The 22,738-nt window shown below is 53.6% G+C and carries 19 protein-coding genes and 2 tRNA genes; 18 read left to right on the top strand and 3 right to left on the bottom strand.

The genetic code is table 11. The features are described from left to right. Positions 1 to 133 precede the first annotated feature (133 nt). Positions 134 to 1,567: a serine-type D-Ala-D-Ala carboxypeptidase gene (gene dacB, locus NAZ64_RS06890; RefSeq protein WP_001212686.1), complete on the bottom strand. Its 1,434-nt coding sequence runs from the start codon at positions 1,565 to 1,567 to the stop codon at positions 134 to 136. 247 nt (positions 1,568 to 1,814) lie between these two features. Between dacB and greA the strand changes: the two genes are divergently transcribed. Next, on the top strand, positions 1,815 to 2,291 hold the full coding sequence (gene greA, locus NAZ64_RS06885) for a transcription elongation factor GreA (protein ID WP_001148008.1): 477 nt from the start codon (positions 1,815 to 1,817) through the stop codon (positions 2,289 to 2,291). Positions 2,292 to 2,446: 155 nt separating this feature from the next. On the opposite strand, the gene yhbY is transcribed toward greA, so the two are convergent. Next, positions 2,447 to 2,740: a ribosome assembly RNA-binding protein YhbY gene (gene yhbY / locus NAZ64_RS06880; protein WP_001592995.1), complete on the bottom strand. Its 294-nt coding sequence runs from the start codon at positions 2,738 to 2,740 to the stop codon at positions 2,447 to 2,449. A 126-nt stretch (positions 2,741 to 2,866) separates the two neighbouring features. Here yhbY and rlmE point away from each other — a divergent pair, with 126 nt between their 5' ends. The 6 genes from rlmE to NAZ64_RS06850 all read left to right on the top strand — a co-directional run bounded on the left by rlmE (position 2,867) and on the right by NAZ64_RS06850 (position 8,469). Then, complete coding sequence (gene rlmE, locus NAZ64_RS06875) at positions 2,867 to 3,493, top strand: 23S rRNA (uridine(2552)-2'-O)-methyltransferase RlmE (RefSeq protein WP_000145974.1); 627 nt, start codon at positions 2,867 to 2,869, stop codon at positions 3,491 to 3,493. Between the two features lie 103 nt (positions 3,494 to 3,596). Beyond that, entirely contained in the window at positions 3,597 to 5,531 is a 1,935-nt protein-coding gene (gene ftsH, locus NAZ64_RS06870) for an ATP-dependent zinc metalloprotease FtsH (RefSeq protein WP_001107480.1), read from the top strand. A gap of 104 nt (positions 5,532 to 5,635) precedes the next feature. Further along, a complete protein-coding gene (gene folP, locus NAZ64_RS06865; protein WP_000764711.1) occupies positions 5,636 to 6,484 on the top strand; it encodes a dihydropteroate synthase in 849 nt (282 codons plus the stop codon). Continuing rightward, complete coding sequence (glmM, locus tag NAZ64_RS06860; protein WP_131046568.1) at positions 6,477 to 7,814, top strand: phosphoglucosamine mutase; 1,338 nt, start codon at positions 6,477 to 6,479, stop codon at positions 7,812 to 7,814. Before folP ends, glmM begins: the two co-directional genes overlap by 8 nt. 222 nt (positions 7,815 to 8,036) lie before the next feature. Beyond that, a complete protein-coding gene (gene secG, locus NAZ64_RS06855) occupies positions 8,037 to 8,369 on the top strand; it encodes a preprotein translocase subunit SecG (protein WP_000272680.1) in 333 nt (110 codons plus the stop codon). A gap of 13 nt (positions 8,370 to 8,382) precedes the next feature. Next, positions 8,383 to 8,469 (top strand) — tRNA-Leu (locus NAZ64_RS06850). Positions 8,470 to 8,665: 196 nt separating this feature from the next. Here the strand turns inward: NAZ64_RS06850 and argG are convergent. Then, entirely contained in the window at positions 8,666 to 10,009 is a 1,344-nt protein-coding gene (argG, locus tag NAZ64_RS06845) for an argininosuccinate synthase (RefSeq protein WP_220569609.1), read from the bottom strand. 343 nt (positions 10,010 to 10,352) lie between these two features. On the opposite strand from argG, the gene NAZ64_RS06840 reads away from it, so the two are divergent. From NAZ64_RS06840 to deaD, 11 genes are all read left to right on the top strand, one after another. Then, a tRNA-Met gene (locus tag NAZ64_RS06840) sits at positions 10,353 to 10,429 on the top strand. Between the two features lie 207 nt (positions 10,430 to 10,636). Beyond that, positions 10,637 to 11,089 (top strand): ribosome maturation factor RimP, encoded by a 453-nt coding sequence (gene rimP, locus NAZ64_RS06835; RefSeq protein WP_000105461.1) that lies wholly within the window; start codon positions 10,637 to 10,639, stop codon positions 11,087 to 11,089. Positions 11,090 to 11,116: 27 nt separating this feature from the next. Further along, positions 11,117 to 12,619 (top strand): transcription termination factor NusA, encoded by a 1,503-nt coding sequence (nusA, locus tag NAZ64_RS06830; protein WP_001031038.1) that lies wholly within the window; start codon positions 11,117 to 11,119, stop codon positions 12,617 to 12,619. A gap of 24 nt (positions 12,620 to 12,643) precedes the next feature. Then, a complete protein-coding gene (gene infB, locus NAZ64_RS06825; RefSeq protein ID WP_000133064.1) occupies positions 12,644 to 15,322 on the top strand; it encodes a translation initiation factor IF-2 in 2,679 nt (892 codons plus the stop codon). Positions 15,323 to 15,473: 151 nt separating this feature from the next. Beyond that, positions 15,474 to 15,875, top strand: a complete 402-nt coding sequence (rbfA, locus tag NAZ64_RS06820) for a 30S ribosome-binding factor RbfA (RefSeq protein ID WP_001040199.1) — start codon at positions 15,474 to 15,476, stop codon at positions 15,873 to 15,875. Beyond that, entirely contained in the window at positions 15,875 to 16,819 is a 945-nt protein-coding gene (gene truB / locus NAZ64_RS06815) for a tRNA pseudouridine(55) synthase TruB (RefSeq protein WP_079980905.1), read from the top strand. Before rbfA ends, truB begins: the two co-directional genes overlap by 1 nt. A gap of 150 nt (positions 16,820 to 16,969) precedes the next feature. Continuing rightward, on the top strand, positions 16,970 to 17,239 hold the full coding sequence (gene rpsO / locus NAZ64_RS06810) for a 30S ribosomal protein S15 (RefSeq protein ID WP_000059465.1): 270 nt from the start codon (positions 16,970 to 16,972) through the stop codon (positions 17,237 to 17,239). 241 nt (positions 17,240 to 17,480) lie between these two features. Next, a complete protein-coding gene (pnp, locus tag NAZ64_RS06805; RefSeq protein ID WP_001670767.1) occupies positions 17,481 to 19,616 on the top strand; it encodes a polyribonucleotide nucleotidyltransferase in 2,136 nt (711 codons plus the stop codon). A gap of 109 nt (positions 19,617 to 19,725) precedes the next feature. After that, a complete protein-coding gene (gene nlpI / locus NAZ64_RS06800; RefSeq protein WP_000802069.1) occupies positions 19,726 to 20,610 on the top strand; it encodes a lipoprotein NlpI in 885 nt (294 codons plus the stop codon). A 105-nt stretch (positions 20,611 to 20,715) separates the two neighbouring features. Further along, entirely contained in the window at positions 20,716 to 20,796 is an 81-nt protein-coding gene (gene yrbN, locus NAZ64_RS06795; protein WP_010723222.1) for a protein YrbN, read from the top strand. After that, positions 20,789 to 22,678, top strand: coding sequence for an ATP-dependent RNA helicase DeaD (gene deaD / locus NAZ64_RS06790; protein ID WP_000807248.1), 1,890 nt, complete (start codon positions 20,789 to 20,791; stop codon positions 22,676 to 22,678). The genes yrbN and deaD overlap by 8 nt, the downstream gene beginning before the upstream one ends. The last annotated feature ends 60 nt before the right edge of the window (positions 22,679 to 22,738 follow it).

Below are 22,738 nucleotides of genomic sequence, written 5' to 3'. Positions count from 1 at the left end.
CCTGTTAGGGCGCGGCTGGTAAGAGAGCCTTACAGGCGCATCTGAAAAACCTCCGGCTATGCCGGAGGATATTTATTATGTTCGTTGTAGGCCGGATAAGACGCGTTAGCGCCGCCATCCGGCAATAATGCACTCAGTTATTCTGATAAATATCCTTGTACAATCGACTCTCGAAGCGTACCAGCGGGATTCGGCGATTACGCTGATCGGCAGGTGGAACCGCGTAGCCGGACAAATACTGTACAAATGCCATCCGTTGCCCGCTTGCGGTGGTAATAAAGCCCGCCAGATTATACACGCCCTGCAGTGACCCAGTTTTCGCCGAAACCTTACCGTCTACGCCCGCCTGATGCAGTCCGGCGCGGTATTGCAATGAACCATCATAGCCCGCCAGCGGCAGCATAGAGATAAAGTTCAGCTCGTTATCGTGTTGGGCGATATATTGCAGCACCTGCATCATCGTGGCGGGAGCGATCAGGTTATGGCGAGAAAGACCGGAACCGTCGGCAATAATGGTATTGCCGATATCAATTCCCGCCTGTTGGCGCAGGATCTGGCGAACGGCATCCGATCCCGCCCGCCAGGTGCCAGGCACGTTAAACCTGACATGACCAATCATCCGAAAAACAGTATCGGCGATCATGTTGTCTGACTTTTTCAGCATAATCTTAAGCAGATCGTGCAGTGGCGCCGACTGTTTACTGGCGACGATCGTTCCGGGCTCGTTAACCTGCGTCTGGCGCAGCAGTGTGCCGCGGTAAGTTATCCCGGCCTCTTTCAGTTCCTGCTTGAGGATCGCGCCCGCGTAGCTGGCGCCGTCCTGAATAGCAAAGGCCAGCGGCAGCGGGTCGGCGCGCTGTGGTAAACAGCCGGTAAGCGTATAACGGTTCAAATCGCCAGGCACAACATCCAGCTCGCAATACTGCGCGTCTGCCGAACCGCGCGGCAGAGTCCGTACCTGGCTGAACATCGTTACCGGATAATAAGAGGCCACGCGAATAAAGGCTAAATCGTTTGGTTTTTGCGCGCTATAAAGCGACACAGAAAAACAGTTGCGGTCAACAATGGCGGCGGCGGGAGGCGCGCTGAAACACTGCGTCAGGTCGTTCCACGGCCAGCCTGGCGCTTTATCGTGGCTGGCGAAAATCGACGTGTCGATAAGCACATTGCCGTCGATTTGCGTGACGCCGGACTTTTTCAGCGTCGCGACCATATTGCGAATATCCTGACGTCTTAGCGTTGGATCGCCACCGAATCGCGCAATTACGTCACCTTTCAGGATACCGTTATCGACGTTGCCTTTAGTCTCCAGCGTGGTCGTAAAACGGAAATCCGGGCCGAGTTGAATCAGCGCCGCCAGCGCGGTAATCACCTTTTGGGTACTGGCGGGAAGCGCCATCTGCTGACTATGATAATCAATAGCCGGCGCGGGCGCGCCAATCTTTTGCACCATCAGCGCGAGGTTGGCGCCGGCCGGAAGCTGTTTGATGTATTCGTCAATATTCGCGGCCTGAACGCTGAACGCTATACTGGTGGTCAATCCGATGATAAATCTGGAAAATCGCATAATCTCGCGCTAACACCCTGGAAACAAGCCGTCATACTACGGCGCAACGCCCTAAAAAGTAAACGATGACCCATAGGGAACTCCAGGGTAAAATGGTTATCAAAGAGGAAATTGTAGCTGACCTGGGACTGCGCGCCCGGGTTGGTGTTTTTTTGCTTCTGACCCTGGTATGGCATATGCCGGGGCTGGCTTAGCAGCCGGGGTAGAGTTCATTGCCCCCTACAGGAATGTTCAAGAGGTATAACAAATGCAAGCTATTCCGATGACCTTACGCGGAGCCGAAAAACTGCGTGAAGAGCTGGATTTTCTGAAATCTGTGCGCCGTCCTGAAATCATCGCCGCTATCGCCGAAGCGCGCGAACATGGCGATTTAAAAGAAAACGCGGAGTATCATGCTGCACGCGAACAGCAGGGTTTCTGCGAAGGGCGCATTAAAGATATCGAAGCAAAACTGTCGAATGCGCAGGTGATTGATGTCACTAAAATGCCGAACAATGGTCGCGTAATTTTCGGCGCTACCGTCACGGTGCTGAACCTGGACACCGACGAAGAGCAGACCTACCGCATTGTTGGCGATGATGAGGCGGATTTTAAGCAAAATCTCATTTCGGTAAACTCGCCAATCGCTCGCGGCCTGATCGGCAAAGAGCAGGATGACGTCGTGGTGATCAAAACGCCTGGCGGCGATGTGGAATACGAAGTGCTTAAAGTGGAATACCTTTAAGTAGTACTCAATACGCAAATTGTTGGTGTATTGTAAAGAAAGGAAAAAGGCCGCATAGCGGCCTTTTATCAACGGAGAGAGCGTGGCATTTTGCTCTCCTGCTCGTGGAAAACCCCTCGTTTTACACAGATTTTGTGTTCGACTTTAGGATATCCTTAACGCGGCAGCGAGATTTTACGCTCTTTAGTTGGGCGATACAGCACCAGCGTTTTACCGATGACCTGTACGTTACAGGCGCCGGTTTCGCGCACGATAGCGTCCACGATCAAGGTTTTTGTTTCGCGATCTTCCGAGGCGATTTTCACCTTGATAAGTTCATGGTGCTCTAACGCTTGTTCAATCTCGGCCAGTACCCCTTCGGTCAAACCATTATTGCCAAGCATAACAACAGGCTTGAGCGGATGTGCCAGACCTTTTAGGTGCTGTTTTTGTTTAGTACTCAGATTCATCGTATATTTTTGCTTACGTTGGGATTGAAAACGGGTCATTCTACCGCCATCTCCCTTATATCGCCAAATAGGCGTGTAGAAATTTACGCCATTGGCTACGATGAACTGCCCCGACGGGAAAGTTAAATGACAGGTAAAAAGCGTTCTGCCAGCTCAAGCCGCTGGCTTCAGGAACACTTTAGCGATAAATATGTTCAACAGGCGCAGAAAAAGGGGCTACGCTCCCGTGCCTGGTTTAAACTTGATGAAATACAGCAAAGTGACAAACTTTTTAAGCCGGGAATGACGGTAGTCGATCTCGGCGCTGCGCCAGGAGGCTGGTCACAGTATGTGGTCACGCAGATTGGCGGCAAAGGCCGCATCATCGCTTGTGATCTTTTACCTATGGATCCTATCGTTGGTGTGGACTTTCTTCAGGGCGATTTTCGTGATGAACTTGTCATGAAAGCGTTACTGGAACGCGTGGGTGACAGTAAAGTACAAGTTGTCATGTCGGATATGGCACCAAACATGAGCGGAACACCGGCGGTGGATATCCCCCGCGCCATGTATCTGGTGGAGCTGGCGTTAGAGATGTGCCGCGATGTGCTGGCGCCAGGCGGAAGTTTTGTAGTGAAGGTGTTCCAGGGCGAAGGTTTCGATGAGTATCTAAGGGAAATTCGCTCCCTGTTTACGAAGGTTAAAGTTCGTAAGCCGGACTCTTCGCGTGCGCGTTCGCGTGAAGTGTACATTGTAGCGACCGGGCGAAAGTGATAACCGGCAGATTTCAGACGTAAGGTTTGAAAGAAACTGGATATAGAGTATCCTGACGCTGTTTTTAACACAGTTGTAATAAGAGGTTAATCCCTTGAGTGACATGGCGAAAAACCTAATACTCTGGCTGGTCATTGCCGTTGTGCTGATGTCAGTATTCCAGAGCTTTGGGCCCAGCGAGTCTAATGGCCGTAAGGTGGATTACTCTACCTTCCTGCAAGAGGTCAATCAGGACCAGGTTCGCGAAGCGCGTATCAACGGACGTGAGATCAACGTTACCAAGAAAGATAGTAACCGTTACACGACTTACATTCCGATTAATGATCCGAAGCTGCTTGATAACCTGCTGACTAAAAACGTCAAGGTTGTTGGCGAACCACCTGAAGAGCCAAGCCTGCTGGCTTCTATCTTCATTTCCTGGTTCCCGATGCTGTTGCTGATCGGCGTCTGGATCTTCTTCATGCGTCAGATGCAGGGCGGCGGTGGCAAAGGCGCCATGTCGTTCGGTAAGAGCAAGGCGCGTATGCTGACGGAAGATCAGATCAAAACCACGTTTGCTGACGTCGCAGGTTGTGACGAAGCGAAAGAAGAAGTGGCGGAACTGGTTGAATACCTGCGTGAACCGAGCCGTTTCCAGAAGCTGGGCGGTAAAATTCCGAAAGGCGTCCTGATGGTCGGCCCGCCGGGTACCGGTAAAACCCTGCTGGCAAAAGCCATTGCGGGTGAAGCGAAGGTGCCATTCTTTACGATTTCCGGTTCTGACTTTGTGGAAATGTTCGTCGGTGTCGGCGCGTCTCGTGTGCGTGACATGTTCGAACAGGCCAAGAAAGCGGCGCCGTGCATTATCTTCATCGATGAAATCGACGCCGTCGGTCGCCAGCGTGGCGCAGGTCTTGGCGGCGGTCACGATGAACGTGAGCAGACGTTGAACCAGATGCTGGTTGAGATGGACGGCTTCGAAGGTAACGAAGGTATCATCGTTATCGCCGCAACTAACCGTCCGGACGTCCTTGACCCGGCGCTGCTGCGTCCTGGTCGTTTCGACCGTCAGGTGGTGGTAGGCCTGCCGGATGTTCGCGGTCGTGAGCAGATTCTGAAGGTGCATATGCGTCGCGTACCGTTAGCGACGGATATTGATGCGGCGATCATTGCGCGCGGTACGCCGGGCTTCTCCGGTGCGGACCTGGCGAACCTGGTCAACGAAGCGGCGCTGTTTGCGGCTCGTGGTAACAAGCGCGTTGTGTCGATGGTTGAGTTCGAGAAAGCGAAAGACAAAATCATGATGGGCGCCGAACGTCGCTCCATGGTGATGACGGAAGCGCAGAAAGAGTCGACCGCGTACCACGAAGCGGGCCACGCGATTATCGGTCGCCTGGTGCCGGAACACGATCCGGTGCACAAAGTGACGATTATCCCGCGCGGTCGTGCGCTGGGCGTGACCTTCTTCCTGCCTGAAGGCGACGCGATCAGCGCCAGCCGTCAGAAACTGGAAAGCCAGATCTCCACCCTGTACGGCGGTCGTCTGGCGGAAGAGATCATCTACGGTGCCGAACATGTTTCTACCGGGGCGTCGAACGATATTAAAGTCGCGACTAACCTGGCGCGTAACATGGTGACTCAGTGGGGCTTCTCCGACAAACTTGGTCCGCTGCTGTATGCGGAAGAAGAGGGCGAAGTGTTCCTCGGCCGTAGCGTCGCAAAAGCGAAACATATGTCTGATGAAACTGCGCGTATCATCGACCAGGAAGTGAAAGCGCTGATTGAACGTAACTACAATCGCGCTCGTCAGATCCTGACTGACAATATGGATATTCTGCACGCGATGAAAGATGCGCTGATGAAATATGAAACCATCGATGCGCCGCAGATTGATGACCTGATGGCGCGTCGTGAAGTGCGTCCGCCTGCGGGCTGGGAAGATCCAAACGGCACCAATAACTCTGACAGCAATGGTACGCCTCAGGCGCCGCGTCCGGTTGATGAACCACGCACGCCGAACCCGGGCAACACGATGTCAGAGCAGCTGGGCGACAAATAAGCATTTGTTGTACAACATTATGTTTAGCGCTCACCGAAACCCTGGGGCTTGCCCCGGGGTTTTTCTTTTTTTAACTCACCATAAATAAAACAGGGATTTTGACCATGAAACTCTTCGCTCAGGGCGCCACGCTCGATCTCACTCATCCGCATGTTATGGGGATCCTGAACGTAACGCCGGATTCGTTCTCCGACGGCGGCGCGCATAACACGCTGATTGAGGCGGTGAAACATGCGAATTTAATGGTGAATGCCGGGGCGACAATTATTGATGTGGGGGGGGAATCAACGCGACCAGGCGCGGCGGAAGTGAGCGTGGAAGAAGAGCTGGATCGCGTTATTCCGGTACTGGAAGCAATCGCGCAACGTTTTGAAGTGTGGATTTCTGTGGATACCTCTAAACCTGAGGTGATCCGTGAAGCGGCAAGGGCGGGCGCGCATATTATCAATGATGTCCGTTCGCTCTCCGAACCCGGCGCGTTGGAAGCGGCAGCGGAAACCGGCTTGCCGGTCAGTCTTATGCACATGCAGGGCAACCCCAAAACCATGCAGGAGGCGCCGAAATATGACGATGTCTTTGCCGAGGTGAATCGCTACTTTATTGAGCAAATAGCACGTTGTGAGAAGGCCGGCATCGCAAAAGAGAAATTGTTGCTCGACCCCGGATTCGGTTTCGGTAAAAATCTCTCTCACAATTATACCTTACTGGCGCGACTGGGTGAGTTTCATCATTTTAACCTGCCGCTGCTGGTGGGCATGTCACGTAAAACGATGGTTGGTCAGTTACTTAACGTGGGACCATCAGACCGTCTGAACGGCAGCCTTGCGTGCGCGGTAATTGCCGCGATGCAGGGCGCGCAGATCATTCGCGTCCATGACGTCAAAGAAACCGTAGAGGCGATGCGGGTGGTAGAAGCCACTCTGTCTGCAAAGGGAAACAAACGCTATGAGTAATCGTAAATATTTCGGTACCGATGGGATTCGCGGACGTGTAGGCAATGCCCCCATTACACCTGATTTCGTGCTTAAACTGGGTTGGGCTGCCGGAAAAGTGCTGGCGCGTCATGGCTCGCGTAAAATCATTATCGGTAAAGATACGCGTATTTCCGGCTATATGCTGGAGTCCGCGCTGGAGGCGGGCCTTGCCGCTGCGGGGCTGTCGGCCTCGTTTACCGGACCTATGCCAACGCCAGCTGTCGCCTATCTGACGCGGACTTTCCGCGCGGAGGCGGGTATCGTTATCTCGGCTTCGCATAACCCGTTCTATGATAACGGCATTAAATTCTTCTCTATCGACGGTACGAAACTGCCTGACGATGTGGAAGAAGCCATCGAAGCCGAAATGGAAAAAGAGATCACCTGCGTAGACTCCGCCGAGCTGGGTAAAGCCAGCCGCATCGTCGACGCCGCCGGACGCTATATTGAGTTCTGTAAAGGCACCTTCCCGAACGAACTGAGCCTCAATGGCCTGAAAGTGGTTGTGGATTGCGCCAACGGCGCTACCTACCATATCGCGCCGAATGTGCTGCGCGAGCTGGGCGCGACCGTTATCGCCATCGGCTGTGAGCCAAACGGCGTCAACATTAACGAAGAAGTGGGCGCGACCGACGTGCGCGCGTTGCAGGCGCGCGTGTTGGCGGAGAAGGCGGACCTCGGCATCGCGCTTGACGGCGACGGCGACCGGGTCATCATGGTTGACCATGAAGGCAATAAAGTCGATGGCGATCAGATCATGTATATCATCGCGCGCGAAGGGCTGCGCCAGGGGCAACTGCGCGGCGGCGTGGTGGGGACGCTGATGAGCAATATGGGGCTGGAGCTGGCGCTCAAGCAGCTTGGCATTCCGTTTGCCCGGGCGAAAGTGGGCGACCGCTACGTGCTGGAAAAATTGCAGGAAAAAGGCTGGCGCATCGGCGCGGAAAACTCTGGTCACGTTATTCTGCTGGATAAAACGACCACTGGCGACGGTATTGTTGCGGGGCTACAAGTTCTGGCGGCGATGGTGCGTAATCATATGAGTCTGCACGATCTGTGCAGCGGTATGAAAATGTTCCCGCAGATTCTGGTTAACGTGCGTTACACCGCTGGTAGCGGCGATCCGCTGGAAAATGAAGCGGTGAAAGCGGTAACGGCGGACGTAGAAGCCACGCTCGGCAATCGTGGGCGGGTACTGCTACGTAAATCCGGTACCGAACCGCTGATTCGCGTGATGGTGGAAGGCGAGGATGAAGCGCAGGTTACGGCATTCGCCCATCGTATTGCGGATGCGGTAAAAGCCGTTTAAGCGTTTAAGTAACTAAAAAGGCGGCGGTTGCCGCCTTACTACCCGCAAAAAACAACGCTTTTGCTGTTTTTTTCCGCAGTTGATACAATGCGCTTAAATTGCCCTTGCGAAGGTCATTCGCTTTGGTTAGTATTCACACCCGCTTCAGTGGGAAACAGTAAAAATCCCGCTTTATTGGTAGAAGCATTGGTACGCGGCAACTCCGCAAGGAACAGGTTGATTATGTACGAAGCTCTTTTAGTTGTTTTCCTTATTGTGGCAATTGGCCTTGTAGGTCTGATCATGCTGCAGCAAGGTAAAGGCGCTGATATGGGAGCCTCCTTCGGAGCAGGCGCTTCCGCTACGCTATTTGGTTCAAGTGGTTCTGGTAACTTCATGACCCGAATGACGGCGGTATTGGCTACGCTGTTCTTCATCATCAGTCTGGTGTTGGGTAATATCAATAGCAACAAAACCAATAAAGGAAGCGAGTGGGAAAATCTGAGCGCGCCGGCGAAGACCGAGCAAACTCAACCTGCTGCACCGGCCCAGCCGACCAGCGATATCCCGCGCTAATAGCAGTATCCGTGCCGAGGTGGTGGAATTGGTAGACACGCTACCTTGAGGTGGTAGTGCCCAATAGGGCTTACGGGTTCAAGTCCCGTCCTCGGTACCAATATTCCGAAAGAAAGACGCTGAAAAGCGTCTTTTTTTTCGTTTGTTATTTGTGGTTGTCTGTAGGTCGGATAAGACGTTACGCCGCCATCCGACATTATTACAACCCATGATGGCGCTACGTTTATCAGGCCAACAGACACCTTATATTCCGCGCATAAAAAAGGCCGCTTTCGCGGCCTTAAAATGATAAATGTTTACTTCGCTTTGTTTTCCAGATTCTCAACCTGCGGCAGACCGGTCGCGGAAGAGGCGGTCAACAGACCCGCTTTCGCGTAGCCGAACAGTTTCTCGCGGGTATCGGTAATGTCCAGATTACGCATCGTCAACTGACCGATACGATCGTCCGGTGAGAACACGGACTCGCCTTTCTCCATGGTCAGACGCTCAGCCTTATAGGTCAGGTTGTCAGACACCGTGTTCAGGATGGAGTAGTCGTTGCCGCGACGCAACTCGAGTGTGACCTCACCGGTAATCTGGCTGGCGACCCAACGTTGCAGGCCGTCACGCAGCATCAGCGCCTGAGAGTCGAACCAGCGGCCCTGATACAGCAGTTTGCCCAACTGACGACCATGAGAGTGATATTGCTCAATGGTGTCTTCGTTGTGAATACCGGTCAACAGACGCTCGTAAGCGATGTGCAGCAGCGCCATCCCCGGGGCTTCATAAATACCGCGGCTTTTTGCTTCAATGATGCGGTTTTCAATTTGGTCGCTCATGCCCAGGCCGTGACGGCCACCGATGCGGTTCGCTTCCAGCATCATCTCAACATCATCGCTGAAGGTTTTACCGTTCAGGGCAACAGGGTGACCCTGCTCGAAGCGGACGGTCACCTCTTCTGCCGGGATCTTCACGCTCTCGTCCCAGAACTTCACGCCCATAATCGGGTTGACGATCTTGACGCTGGAGTTAAGAAACTCCAGATCTTTCGCTTCATGCGTGGCGCCGAGCATGTTGGAATCGGTGGAGTAGGCTTTTTCAACGGACATTTTGTAGTCGAAGCCGCAGGCAATCATAAATTCAGACATCTCATGGCGACCACCCAGCTCATCGATAAAGTGGGTATCCAGCCACGGTTTGTAAATCTGTAATTCAGCATTCGTCAGCAAGCCGTAACGATAGAAACGTTCAATATCGTTGCCTTTATAGGTGCTGCCGTCGCCCCAGATATTCACGCCGTCTTCTTTCATCGCGGCGACCAGCATCGTGCCGGTCACGGCACGGCCCAGCGGCGTGGTATTGAAATAGGTCAGTCCGCCAGTCGTATTATGGAAAGCGCCGCACTGAATCGCTGCGATCCCTTCTGCAACCAACTGCTTGCGGCAATCAATCAGGCGAGCATTCTCTGCGCCATACTCCATTGCGCGACGAGGAATGGCGTCATAGTCATCCTCATCCGGTTGTCCCAGATTCGCAGTATAGGCATATGGGACAGCTCCTTTTTGTCGCATCCACAGCAGCGCGGCGCTGGTGTCCAGACCGCCGGAAAAAGCGATACCAATACGTTGACCTGCTGGAAGATGCTTAAGAATCGTCGTCATAGAATAGAACCCTGCTTGATTGACTGATAATGAGATCGGTTTCTGCTTTAGTGCATTTTTATGCAAAATAAATGAGTTTTCATTTAATCATCTTTTAGCAGAGACAGGAAGCGTTTAGTGAAGGTTTACTGAAATAACGTTGTGAAATGCATGTATAAGCCGGAGAGGAGGGATGAGTATAACGAAGAGTGATATTCATTCATCTGCATATTGGGAATAGGGTTGACATAACTCATGCCTGGTCACTATACTGTGCGCAGATTTTACGTCCCGTCCTCGGTACCAAATCCCAGCAGTATTTGCAAATTTTGCCCAAAACGAGTAGAATTTGCCACGTTTCAGGCGCGGGGTGGAGCAGCCTGGTAGCTCGTCGGGCTCATAACCCGAAGGTCGTCGGTTCAAATCCGGCCCCCGCAACCACTTTCCCTTAGAGTTCTTTTTCAAATATACTGTGAAGATTATGTCCTTCGTAGCTGGATTTGAAAAAAATTCTTTCGGAAGGTACACCAGACCGCCGTTGCGGTTATAGGGTTCAGTTATCTAAAGCCCCGATTTATCGGGGTTTTTTGTTATCTGACTACAGAATAACTGGGCTTTAGGCCCTTTTTTTATGTCTTGGGGGTGGGCTTGTCCACATTAGAGCAAAAATTAACAGAGATGATTACAGCGCCAGTTGAAGCCTTAGGCTACGAGCTGGTCGGCATCGAATTTATTCGCGGTCGCACATCCACACTGCGCATCTATATTGATAGTGAAGATGGCATCAATGTTGATGATTGTGCTGATGTGAGCCACCAGGTAAGCGCGGTGCTGGACGTTGAAGATCCTATCTCCGTGGCTTACAACCTTGAAGTCTCGTCACCGGGTCTCGACCGTCCTATGTTCACTGCCGATCATTATGCGCGTTTCCAGGGTGAAGAAGTCGCGCTGGTTCTTCGCATGGCGGTACAGAACCGTCGCAAGTGGCAGGGCATTATCAAAGCGGTGGACGGTGAAATGATTACCGTCACAGTCGAAGGCAAAGATGAAGTGTTCGCGCTGAGTAATATCCAGAAGGCGAACCTGGTTCCCCACTTTTAACAGTCTGGATGAGGTGAAAAGCCCGCGATGAACAAAGAAATTTTGGCTGTTGTTGAAGCCGTCTCCAACGAAAAAGCGCTGCCACGCGAAAAAATTTTTGAAGCGCTGGAAAGTGCGCTGGCGACAGCAACAAAGAAAAAATATGAGCAGGAGATCGATGTTCGTGTAGAAATCGATCGTAAAAGCGGTGATTTTGATACTTTCCGCCGTTGGTTGATCGTTGAAGAAGTGACCATGCCGACGAAGGAAATTACGCTGGAAGCGGCGCGCTTTGAAGACGAAAGTCTGAATGTCGGCGACTATGTTGAAGATCAGATTGAATCTGTCACCTTCGACCGTATCACCACGCAGACTGCGAAACAGGTTATCGTGCAGAAGGTCCGTGAAGCTGAACGGGCGATGGTTGTCGATCAGTTCCGCGACCAGGAAGGCGAAATCGTCACTGGCGTGGTGAAGAAAGTAAACCGCGACAATATCTCTCTGGAAATTAAATCCGAAGGGATGGCCGGTAACGCTGAAGCGGTGATTCTGCGTGAAGATATGCTGCCGCGCGAAAACTTCCGTCCTGGCGACCGTATTCGCGGCGTGCTGTATGCTGTTCGCCCGGAAGCGCGTGGCGCGCAGCTGTTCGTCACCCGTTCCAAGCCGGAAATGCTGATCGAACTGTTCCGCATCGAAGTGCCGGAAATCGGCGAAGAAGTGATTGAAATTAAAGCGGCGGCTCGCGATCCGGGTTCTCGTGCGAAAATCGCAGTGAAAACCAACGATAAACGTATCGATCCGGTCGGCGCTTGCGTGGGGATGCGCGGCGCGCGCGTTCAGGCGGTCTCTACCGAACTGGGCGGTGAGCGTATCGATATCGTGCTGTGGGATGATAACCCGGCGCAGTTCGTCATTAATGCGATGGCGCCGGCAGACGTCGCGTCTATCGTGGTGGACGAAGATAAACATACCATGGATATCGCCGTTGAAGCCGGTAATCTGGCGCAGGCGATCGGACGTAATGGTCAGAACGTCCGCCTGGCTTCGCAATTGAGCGGCTGGGAACTCAACGTAATGACCGTTGATGACTTGCAGGCTAAACATCAGGCTGAAGCACATGCCGCTATCGAGATCTTTACTAAATATCTTGATATTGATGAAGAGTTCGCGACCGTTCTGGTAGAAGAAGGTTTCTCCACGCTCGAAGAACTGGCCTATGTGCCAATGAAAGAACTGCTGGAAATTGACGGCCTTGATGAGCCGACCGTTGAAGCACTGCGTGAGCGTGCTAAAAACGCACTGGCCACTCTGGCGCAGGACCAGGAAGCAAGCCTCGGTGATAACAAACCGGCTGACGATCTGCTGAATCTGGAAGGATTAGATCGCGATATGGCTTTCAAACTGGCGGCTCGTGGTGTTTGTACGCTGGAAGATCTCGCCGACCAGGGCATTGATGATCTGGCTGATATCGAAGGGTTGACCGACGAAAAAGCCGGTGAGCTGATTATGGCTGCCCGTAATATTTGCTGGTTCGGCGACGAAGCGTAATAAACTGTAGCAGGAAGGAACAGCATGACAGATGTAACCCTAAAAGCGCTGGCCGCAGAGAGACAGGTTTCCGTGGATCGCCTGGTACAGCAGTTTGCTGATGCAGGTATCCGGAAATCTGCTGACGACTCTGTGTCCGCACAAGAAAAACAGACTTTACTGGCGCACCTGAACCGCGAAGCGGTTTCTGGTCCCGATAAACTGACGCTGCAGCGTAAGACGCGCAGCACCCTGAACATTCCAGGTACCGGTGGAAAAAGTAAATCGGTACAAATCGAAGTCCGCAAGAAGCGCACCTTTGTGAAACGCGATCCGCAAGAGGCTGAACGCCTGGCCGCGGAAGAGCAGGCGCAGCGTGAAGCGGAAGAGCAAGCCCGTCGTGAGGCAGAAGAACAGGCCAAACGCGAGGCGCAACAAAAAGCTGAACGCGAGGCCGCAGAACAAGCTAAGCGTGAAGCCGCTGAAAAAGCGAAACGTGAAGCTGCGGAAAAAGACAAAGTGAGCAATCAACAGACTGACGATATGACCAAAACCGCCCAGGCCGAAAAAGCCCGCCGTGAGAATGAAGCTGCAGAGCTGAAGCGTAAAGCGGAAGAAGAAGCACGTCGCAAACTCGAAGAAGAAGCGCGTCGTGTAGCAGAAGAAGCTCGCCGCATGGCGGAAGAAAACAAATGGACCGCAACGCCTGAGCCAGTAGAAGACACCAGTGACTATCATGTCACCACTTCTCAGCACGCTCGCCAGGCCGAAGACGAAAACGATCGTGAAGTAGAAGGCGGTCGTGGTCGTGGCCGTAATGCAAAAGCGGCGCGTCCGGCGAAAAAAGGCAAACATGCCGAATCCAAAGCCGATCGCGAAGAAGCGCGTGCTGCGGTTCGCGGCGGTAAAGGCGGCAAGCGTAAAGGGTCTTCTTTACAGCAAGGCTTCCAGAAGCCCGCTCAGGCCGTTAACCGTGACGTGGTGATCGGTGAAACCATCACCGTTGGCGAACTGGCGAACAAGATGGCGGTTAAAGGCTCTCAGGTCATCAAAGCGATGATGAAGCTGGGCGCCATGGCCACCATCAACCAGGTCATCGACCAGGAAACCGCACAGCTGGTTGCCGAAGAGATGGGCCACAAAGTTATCCTGCGTCGTGAAAACGAACTGGAAGAAGCGGTAATGAGCGACCGTGATACCGGCGCTGCGGCTGAACCGCGCGCACCGGTTGTGACCATCATGGGTCACGTTGACCACGGTAAAACCTCTCTGCTGGACTACATTCGTTCCACGAAAGTAGCCTCTGGCGAAGCGGGCGGCATTACCCAGCACATCGGTGCTTACCACGTTGAAACTGACAACGGGATGATCACCTTCCTGGACACCCCGGGCCACGCCGCGTTTACTTCCATGCGTGCTCGCGGCGCCCAGGCAACGGATATCGTGGTTCTGGTGGTTGCGGCAGACGACGGCGTGATGCCGCAGACTATCGAAGCTATCCAGCACGCGAAAGCGGCAGGTGTGCCGGTCGTGGTTGCGGTGAACAAAATCGATAAGCCGGAAGCCGATCCGGATCGCGTTAAGAACGAACTGTCCCAGTACGGCATTCTGCCGGAAGAGTGGGGCGGCGAGAGCCAGTTCGTTCACGTGTCTGCGAAAGCGGGCACCGGTATCGACGAACTGCTGGACGCTATCCTGCTGCAGGCCGAAGTTCTGGAACTGAAAGCGGTACGCAAAGGTATGGCGAGCGGTGCGGTTATCGAATCCTTCCTGGATAAAGGTCGTGGTCCGGTGGCTACCGTGCTGGTTCGTGAAGGTACGTTGCATAAGGGCGATATCGTGCTGTGTGGCTTCGAATACGGCCGCGTGCGTGCGATGCGTAACGAACTGGGTCAGGAAGTGCTGGAAGCGGGTCCGTCCATTCCGGTGGAAATCCTCGGCCTGTCCGGCGTTCCGGCTGCGGGTGACGAAGTGACCGTCGTTCGTGACGAGAAGAAAGCGCGTGAAGTTGCTCTGTATCGTCAGGGTAAATTCCGTGAAGTTAAACTGGCGCGTCAGCAGAAATCTAAACTCGAGAACATGTTCGCCAACATGACCGAAGGCGAAGTTCACGAAGTGAACATCGTGCTGAAGGCCGACGTACAGGGTTCTGTGGAAGCGATCTCCGACTCCTTGCTGAAACTGTCTACCGACGAAGTGAAAGTGAAGATCATCGGTTCTGGCGTAGGTGGTATCACCGAAACCGACGCGACCCTGGCTGCGGCGTCCAACGCCATTCTGGTGGGCTTCAACGTTCGTGCCGATGCCTCTGCGCGTAAAGTGATCGAATCTGAAAGCCTGGATCTGCGTTACTACTCCGTCATCTATAACCTGATCGACGAAGTGAAAGCGGCGATGAGCGGTATGCTGTCTCCGGAACTGAAACAGCAGATTATCGGTCTGGCTGAAGTGCGCGATGTGTTCAAATCGCCGAAATTCGGCGCGATCGCGGGCTGTATGGTTACCGAAGGTACGATTAAACGCCATAACCCAATCCGCGTTCTGCGTGACAACGTGGTTATCTATGAAGGCGAGCTGGAATCCCTGCGCCGCTTCAAAGATGACGTTAACGAAGTCCGTAACGGCATGGAATGTGGTATCGGCGTGAAGAACTACAACGACGTTCGCGTTGGCGATATGATTGAAGTGTTCGAGATTATCGAGATCCAACGTACCATCGCTTAAGGTTGGTTGGGTGTAGGCCGGATAAGGCGTTTATGCCGCCATCCGGCAATGTTATGCCTGATGGCGCTAGCGCTTATCAGGCCTACAGCCTGAATACCGTATTAATTTCAAAAAGGGGCTGATAGCCCCTTTTTTGTCTGGAGAATTTATTATGGCGAAAGAATTTGGTCGCCCGCAGCGCGTGGCCCAGGAGATGCAAAAAGAGATCGCAATCATCCTGCAGCGCGAAATTAAAGACCCGCGCCTGGGTATGATGACTACCGTCTCCGGTGTGGAAATGTCCCGTGACCTGGCCTATGCCAAAGTGTTTGTCACCTTTTTGAACGACAAAGATGAAGACGCAGTAAAAGCGGGCATCAAAGCGTTGCAGGAAGCGTCTGGTTTCATCCGCAGCTTGCTGGGTAAAGCGATGCGTCTGCGCATCGTACCGGAACTGACCTTCTTCTACGACAACTCGCTGGTGGAAGGGATGCGTATGTCCAACCTGGTGACTAACGTGGTGAAACATGACGAAGAACGTCGTGTGAACCCGGACGACAGCAAGGAGGACTGATGAGTCGTCCTCGTCGTCGTGGCCGCGACATTCACGGCGTTCTGCTGCTGGATAAGCCGCAGGGTATGTCCAGCAATGACGTGCTGCAGAAAGTTAAGCGCATCTACAATGCCAACCGCGCCGGGCATACCGGCGCGCTGGACCCGCTGGCGACCGGCATGTTGCCGATTTGCCTCGGCGAAGCGACAAAATTTTCGCAGTACCTGCTGGATTCTGACAAACGCTATCGTGTTATTGCCCGTCTGGGGCAGCGCACGGATACCTCTGACGCCGATGGTCAAATCGTGCAGGAGCGTCCGGTGACTTTCAGCGCTGAGCAGCTTGCGAGCGCGCTGGAGACCTTTCGTGGGGATATCGAACAGATTCCCTCGATGTATTCGGCGCTGAAGTATCAGGGCAAGAAACTGTACGAATATGCCCGCCAGGGTATCGAAGTGCCGCGCGAAGCCCGCCCGATTACCGTCTATGAGCTGCTGTTTATTCGCCATGAAGGTAACGAGCTGGAGCTGGAAGTTCATTGCTCCAAAGGCACCTATATTCGTACCATTATTGATGATTTAGGTGAGAAACTGGGCTGTGGCGCGCACGTAACGTACCTGCGTCGTCTGACGGTCAGCAAGTATCCGGTGGATCGTATGGTGACGCTGGAGCATTTGCAGACGCTGGTAGCACAGGCGGAACAGCAGGGCGTTCCGGCGGCGCAGTTGCTCGATCCATTATTGATGCCAATGGACAGTCCAGCTTCGGACTATCCTGTTGTTAATCTGCCGTTAACATCTTCGGTATACTTCAAAAATGGCAACCCGGTTCGTACCACGGGCGCGCCGTTGAAGGGACTGGTTCGTGTGACGGAAGGCGAAGACGGTAAATTTATCGGTATGGGCGAAATTGACGACGAAGGCCGTGTCGCGCCTCGTCGGCTGGTAGTAGAGTACCCAGCGTAATGTCGCTTCGTCTTGCGATAAGAGAGCGCTGCGAGTAGAATACCGCCGCTTAACGTCGCGTAAATTATTTAACAGTTTACGCGGCGTACACTGGGATCGCTGAATTAGAGATCGGCGTCCTCTCATTCTTAAATACTTTGGAGTTTTAAAATGTCTCTAAGTACTGAAGCTACAGCTAAAATCGTTTCTGAGTTCGGTCGTGACGCAAACGACACCGGTTCTACCGATGTTCAGGTTGCTCTGTTGACTGCACAGATTAACCACCTGCAGGGTCACTTTGCAGAGCATAAAAAAGATCACCACAGCCGTCGTGGTCTGCTGCGTATGGTTTCTCAGCGTCGTAAACTGCTCGACTACCTGAAACGTAAAGATGTTGCACGCTACACCGCGCTGATTGAGCGTCTGGGTCTGCGTCGCTAATTCTTTCGAGTTTCAGAAAGAGGGGGCCTTCATGGCCCCTTTTTTCCAGCAGATGGCAGCAATTCGCTGGAAACTAATGTATTGTTGCTATGAATGATCTTCCGTTGCAGAGGTTCGCGCGGCTAATGAGAGGCTTTACCCATATCAGGGTTAGGGTTGTCATTAGTCGCGAGGATGCGCAGAAGATCGGGTATTAACGACGGCACGTATTGCGCCGTCAAAAATTGGAAAGGATATTATTTTGCTTAATCCGATCGTTCGTAAATTCCAGTACGGTCAGCATACCGTTACGCTGGAAACTGGCATGATGGCGCGTCAGGCCACTGCCGCTGTTATGGTAAGCATGGATGACACCGCCGTATTCGTTACCGTTGTCGGCCAGAAAAAAGCCAAGCCAGGCCAGGACTTCTTCCCACTGACCGTTAACTATCAGGAGCGTACCTACGCTGCTGGTCGTATCCCGGGCAGCTTCTTCCGTCGTGAAGGCCGTCCAAGCGAAGGCGAAACCCTGATCGCGCGTCTGATTGACCGCCCGGTTCGTCCGCTGTTCCCGGAAGGCTTCGTTAACGAAGTGCAGGTTATTGCGACCGTCGTTTCCGTTAACCCGCAGGTTAACCCGGACATCGTTGCCATGATCGGCGCATCTGCTGCGCTGTCGCTGTCCGGCATTCCGTTCAACGGCCCAATCGGCGCGGCGCGCGTAGGTTACATCAATGACCAGTACGTGCTGAACCCGACCCAGGACGAGCTGAAAGAAAGCAAGCTGGACCTGGTGGTTGCCGGTACCGAAGCGGCTGTGCTGATGGTGGAATCCGAAGCTGAACTGCTGAGCGAAGACACTATGCTGGGCGCGGTGGTATTCGGTCACGAGCAGCAGCAGGTTGTTATCCAGGCGATCAACGATCTGGTGAAAGAAGCCGGCAAACCGCGTTGGGACTGGCAGCCGGAAGCCGTCAACGACGCGTTGAACGCGCGTGTTGCTGCGCTGGCTGAATCTCGTCTGAGCGACGCGTACCGCATCACCGATAAACAAGAACGCTATGCTCAGGTTGACGTAATCAAATCCGAAACCATCGAGCAGCTTATTGCAGAAGATGAAACTCTGGATGCTAACGAGCTGGGCGAAATCCTGCACGCAATCGAGAAAAACGTGGTGCGTAGCCGCGTACTGGCAGGCGAGCCGCGTATTGATGGCCGTGAAAAAGACATGATCCGTGGTCTGGACGTGCGCACTGGTGTACTGCCGCGTACTCACGGTTCCGCTCTGTTTACCCGTGGTGAAACGCAGGCGCTGGTTACCGCGACTCTGGGTACTGCTCGTGACGCGCAGGTGCTTGATGAACTGATGGGCGAGCGCACTGATAGCTTCCTGTTCCACTACAACTTCCCTCCGTACTCCGTAGGCGAAACCGGCATGGTCGGTTCTCCGAAGCGTCGTGAAATTGGTCACGGTCGTCTGGCGAAGCGCGGCGTGCTGGCAGTGATGCCGGACATGGATAAATTCCCGTACACCGTTCGCGTGGTGTCTGAAATCACCGAATCCAACGGTTCTTCCTCTATGGCTTCCGTGTGCGGCGCTTCTCTGGCGCTGATGGACGCTGGCGTGCCAATTAAAGCCGCCGTAGCAGGTATCGCTATGGGTCTGGTGAAAGAAGGCGACAACTACGTTGTACTGTCTGACATTCTGGGCGACGAAGATCACCTGGGCGATATGGACTTCAAAGTGGCGGGTTCCCGCGACGGTATCTCTGCGCTGCAGATGGATATCAAAATTGAAGGTATCACCAAAGAGATCATGCAGGTTGCGTTGAACCAGGCTAAAGGTGCGCGTCTGCACATCCTGGGCGTGATGGAACAGGCGATCAACGCGCCGCGCGGCGATATCTCTGAATTTGCGCCGCGTATCCATACCATCAAGATCAGCACGGACAAGATCAAAGACGTGATCGGTAAAGGCGGTTCTGTGATCCGCGCGCTGACTGAAGAGACCGGTACCACCATCGAAATCGAAGATGACGGTACTGTGAAGATCGCGGCGACCGACGGCGAAAAAGCGAAATATGCTATCCGTCGTATCGAAGAGATCACCGCAGAGATCGAAGTCGGCCGTATCTACAATGGTAAAGTGACCCGTATCGTTGACTTTGGCGCGTTTGTTGCCATCGGCGGCGGTAAAGAAGGTCTGGTTCACATCTCTCAAATCGCGGATAAGCGTGTAGAGAAAGTGACCGACTATCTGCAGATGGGTCAGGAAGTCCCGGTTAAAGTTCTGGAAGTTGACCGCCAGGGCCGTGTACGTCTGAGCATTAAAGAAGCAACCGAGCAGTCTCAACCTGCGGCTGCGCCGGAAGCTCCGGCGAGCGAACAGGCCGAGTAAGGTAGCCTTTTGCCCTCCGCAGCGCGGAGGGCTTTAGACCTGGCTGGACGCCTTGTTGAGCCACCGGGGAACAGGACGTTCATTCAATCGTTGTCTTCGGGAGTGGGAAATGAAGCCTTTTTTGCGCTGGTGTTTCGTTGCGACAGCACTTACGCTTGCAGGATGCAGTAATTCCGCCTGGCGTAAAAGTGAAGTCCTCGCAGTACCATTGCAACCGACTTTACAGCAGGAAGTGATTCTGGCGCGTATGGAACAGATTCTTGCCAGTCGGGCTTTAACCGATGACGAACGCGCACAGCTTTTATATGAGCGCGGAGTGTTGTATGATAGTCTTGGTTTGAGGGCATTAGCGCGAAATGATTTTTCACAAGCGCTGGCAATCAGACCGGATATGCCTGAAGTATTCAATTACTTAGGCATTTATTTAACGCAGGCAGGCAATTTTGATGCTGCCTATGAAGCGTTTGATTCTGTACTAGAGCTTGATCCAACTTACAACTACGCGCACTTAAACCGCGGTATCGCATTGTATTACGGCGGCCGTGATAAGTTAGCGCAAGATGATCTGCTGGCGTTTTATCAAGACGATCCCAATGATCCTTACCGCAGCCTGTGGCTGTATCTTGTTGAGCAGAAGCTTAATGAGAAGCAGGCGAAAGAAGCGTTAAAAGCACGCTTCGAAAAATCGGATAAAGAACAATGGGGATGGAACATTGTCGAGTTCTACCTGGGCGACATTAGCGAAGCAACGCTGATGGAAAGGCTCAAGGCGGACGCAACGGATAACACCTCGCTCGCTGAGCATCTCAGTGAAACCAACTTCTATTTAGGTAAGTATTACCTAAGTCTGGGGGATTTGGACAGCGCCACGGCTCTGTTCAAACTGGCGGTGGCCAACAACGTTCATAACTTTGTTGAGCACCGATACGCATTGTTGGAATTATCGCTCCTGGGCCAGGACCAAGATGACCTGGCAGAATCGGACCAGCAATAGCTGACGAACATATCAGCCCGTAATCTTTTTGATTGCCATCACCTTCGCGGGTGAGGGCGTTGTTGTTCGTTAATACACCTACTTTGAGCCGGTTCACACTTTTCAATGAAAATTGCAGATCAATTTCATGATGAGTTATGTAGACTGGCCGCCATTAATTTTGAGGCACACGTACTACATGGCTGAATTCGAAACCACTTTTGCAGATCTGGGGCTGAAGGCTCCTATCCTTGAAGCCCTTACCGATCTGGGTTACGAAAAACCATCTCCAATCCAGGCAGAGTGCATTCCGCATCTGCTGGGCGGTCGCGACGTGCTGGGCATGGCCCAGACCGGTAGCGGCAAAACCGCAGCGTTCTCTTTACCGCTGCTCAACAATCTTGATCCTGAGCTGAAGGCACCTCAGATTCTGGTGCTGGCGCCAACCCGCGAACTGGCGGTACAGGTTGCCGAAGCCATGACGGATTTCTCTAAACACATGCGCGGCGTAAACGTGGTTGCCCTGTACGGCGGTCAGCGTTATGACGTGCAGTTACGCGCCCTGCGTCAGGGGCCGCAGATCGTTGTCGGTACGCCGGGACGTCTGCTTGATCACTTAAAACGCGGCACCCTCGACCTCTCTAAACTGAGTGGTCTGGTGCTGGATGAAGCCGACGAAATGCTGCGTATGGGCTTCATCGAAGACGTTGAAACTATTATGGCGCAGATCCCGGAAGGTCATCAGACCGCTCTGTTCTCCGCCACCATGCCGGAAGCGATTCGTCGCATTACCCGCCGCTTTATGAAAGAGCCGCAGGAAGTGCGCATTCAGTCCAGCGTGACTACCCGTCCTGACATCAGCCAGAGCTACTGGACTGTCTGGGGTATGCGTAAAAACGAAGCGCTGGTGCGTTTCCTGGAAGCGGAAGACTTTGATGCGGCGATTATCTTCGTACGTACCAAAAACGCGACCCTGGAAGTAGCAGAAGCGCTGGAACGTAGCGGCTACAACAGCGCCGCGTTGAATGGCGATATGAACCAGGCGCTGCGCGAGCAGACTCTGGAACGCCTGAAAGATGGTCGTCTGGACATCCTGATCGCTACCGACGTTGCGGCACGTGGTCTGGACGTTGAACGTATCAGCCTGGTGGTGAACTACGATATCCCGATGGATTCCGAGTCCTACGTTCACCGTATCGGTCGTACCGGCCGTGCGGGTCGCGCCGGTCGCGCGCTGCTGTTCGTTGAGAACCGCGAGCGTCGTCTGCTGCGCAACATCGAACGCACCATGAAGCTGACCATTCCGGAAGTGGAACTGCCGAACGCAGAACTGCTGGGTAAACGCCGTCTGGAAAAATTCGCCGCGAAAGTTCAACAGCAACTGGAAAGCAGCGATCTGGATCAGTACCGTGCGCTGCTGGCGAAAATCCAGCCGTCTGCTGAAGGCGAAGAGCTGGATCTCGAAACGCTGGCTGCCGCACTGCTGAAAATGGCGCAGGGCGAGCGTCCGCTGATCCTGCCGCCGGATGCGCCGATGCGTCCTAAGCGTGAATTCCGCGATCGTGATGACCGTGGTCCGCGCGATCGTAATGACCGTGGCCCGCGTGGCGACCGTGAAGAACGTCCGCGTCGTGAACGTCGTGACGTTGGCGATATGCAGTTATACCGCATTGAAGTGGGCCGTGATGACGGCGTTGAAGTTCGTCATATCGTGGGCGCTATCGCTAACGAAGGCGACATCAGCAGCCGTTACATTGGTAACATTAAGCTGTTCGCGTCTCACTCCACCATCGAGCTGCCGAAAGGTATGCCGGGCGAAGTGCTCCAGCACTTCACGCGTACTCGCATTCTGAACAAGCCGATGAATATGCAGCTGTTGGGTGATGCTGTTCCGCACGCGGGCGGCGAACGTCGCGGCGGTGGTCGTAGCTTCAGTGGCGAGCGTCGTGAAGGCGGTCGTAATTTCAGCGGCGAACGTCGTGAAGGTGGTCGTGGTGATGGTCGTCGCTTCAGCGGCGAACGTCGTGAAAGCCGTGGTCCGCGTCGTGATGACTCTACCGGTCGCCGTCGTTTCGGCGGTGATGCGTAACTCACGCTGACCTGCGCATTCACAGCGTAAAGTAAAATATACAGCCCCGATCGTCACAAT

Source organism: Salmonella sp. A1325, from assembly GCF_056991255.1.
Note: the sequence above shows the minus strand (reverse complement) of the source record. Positions and strands in the feature narration are given on the sequence as shown.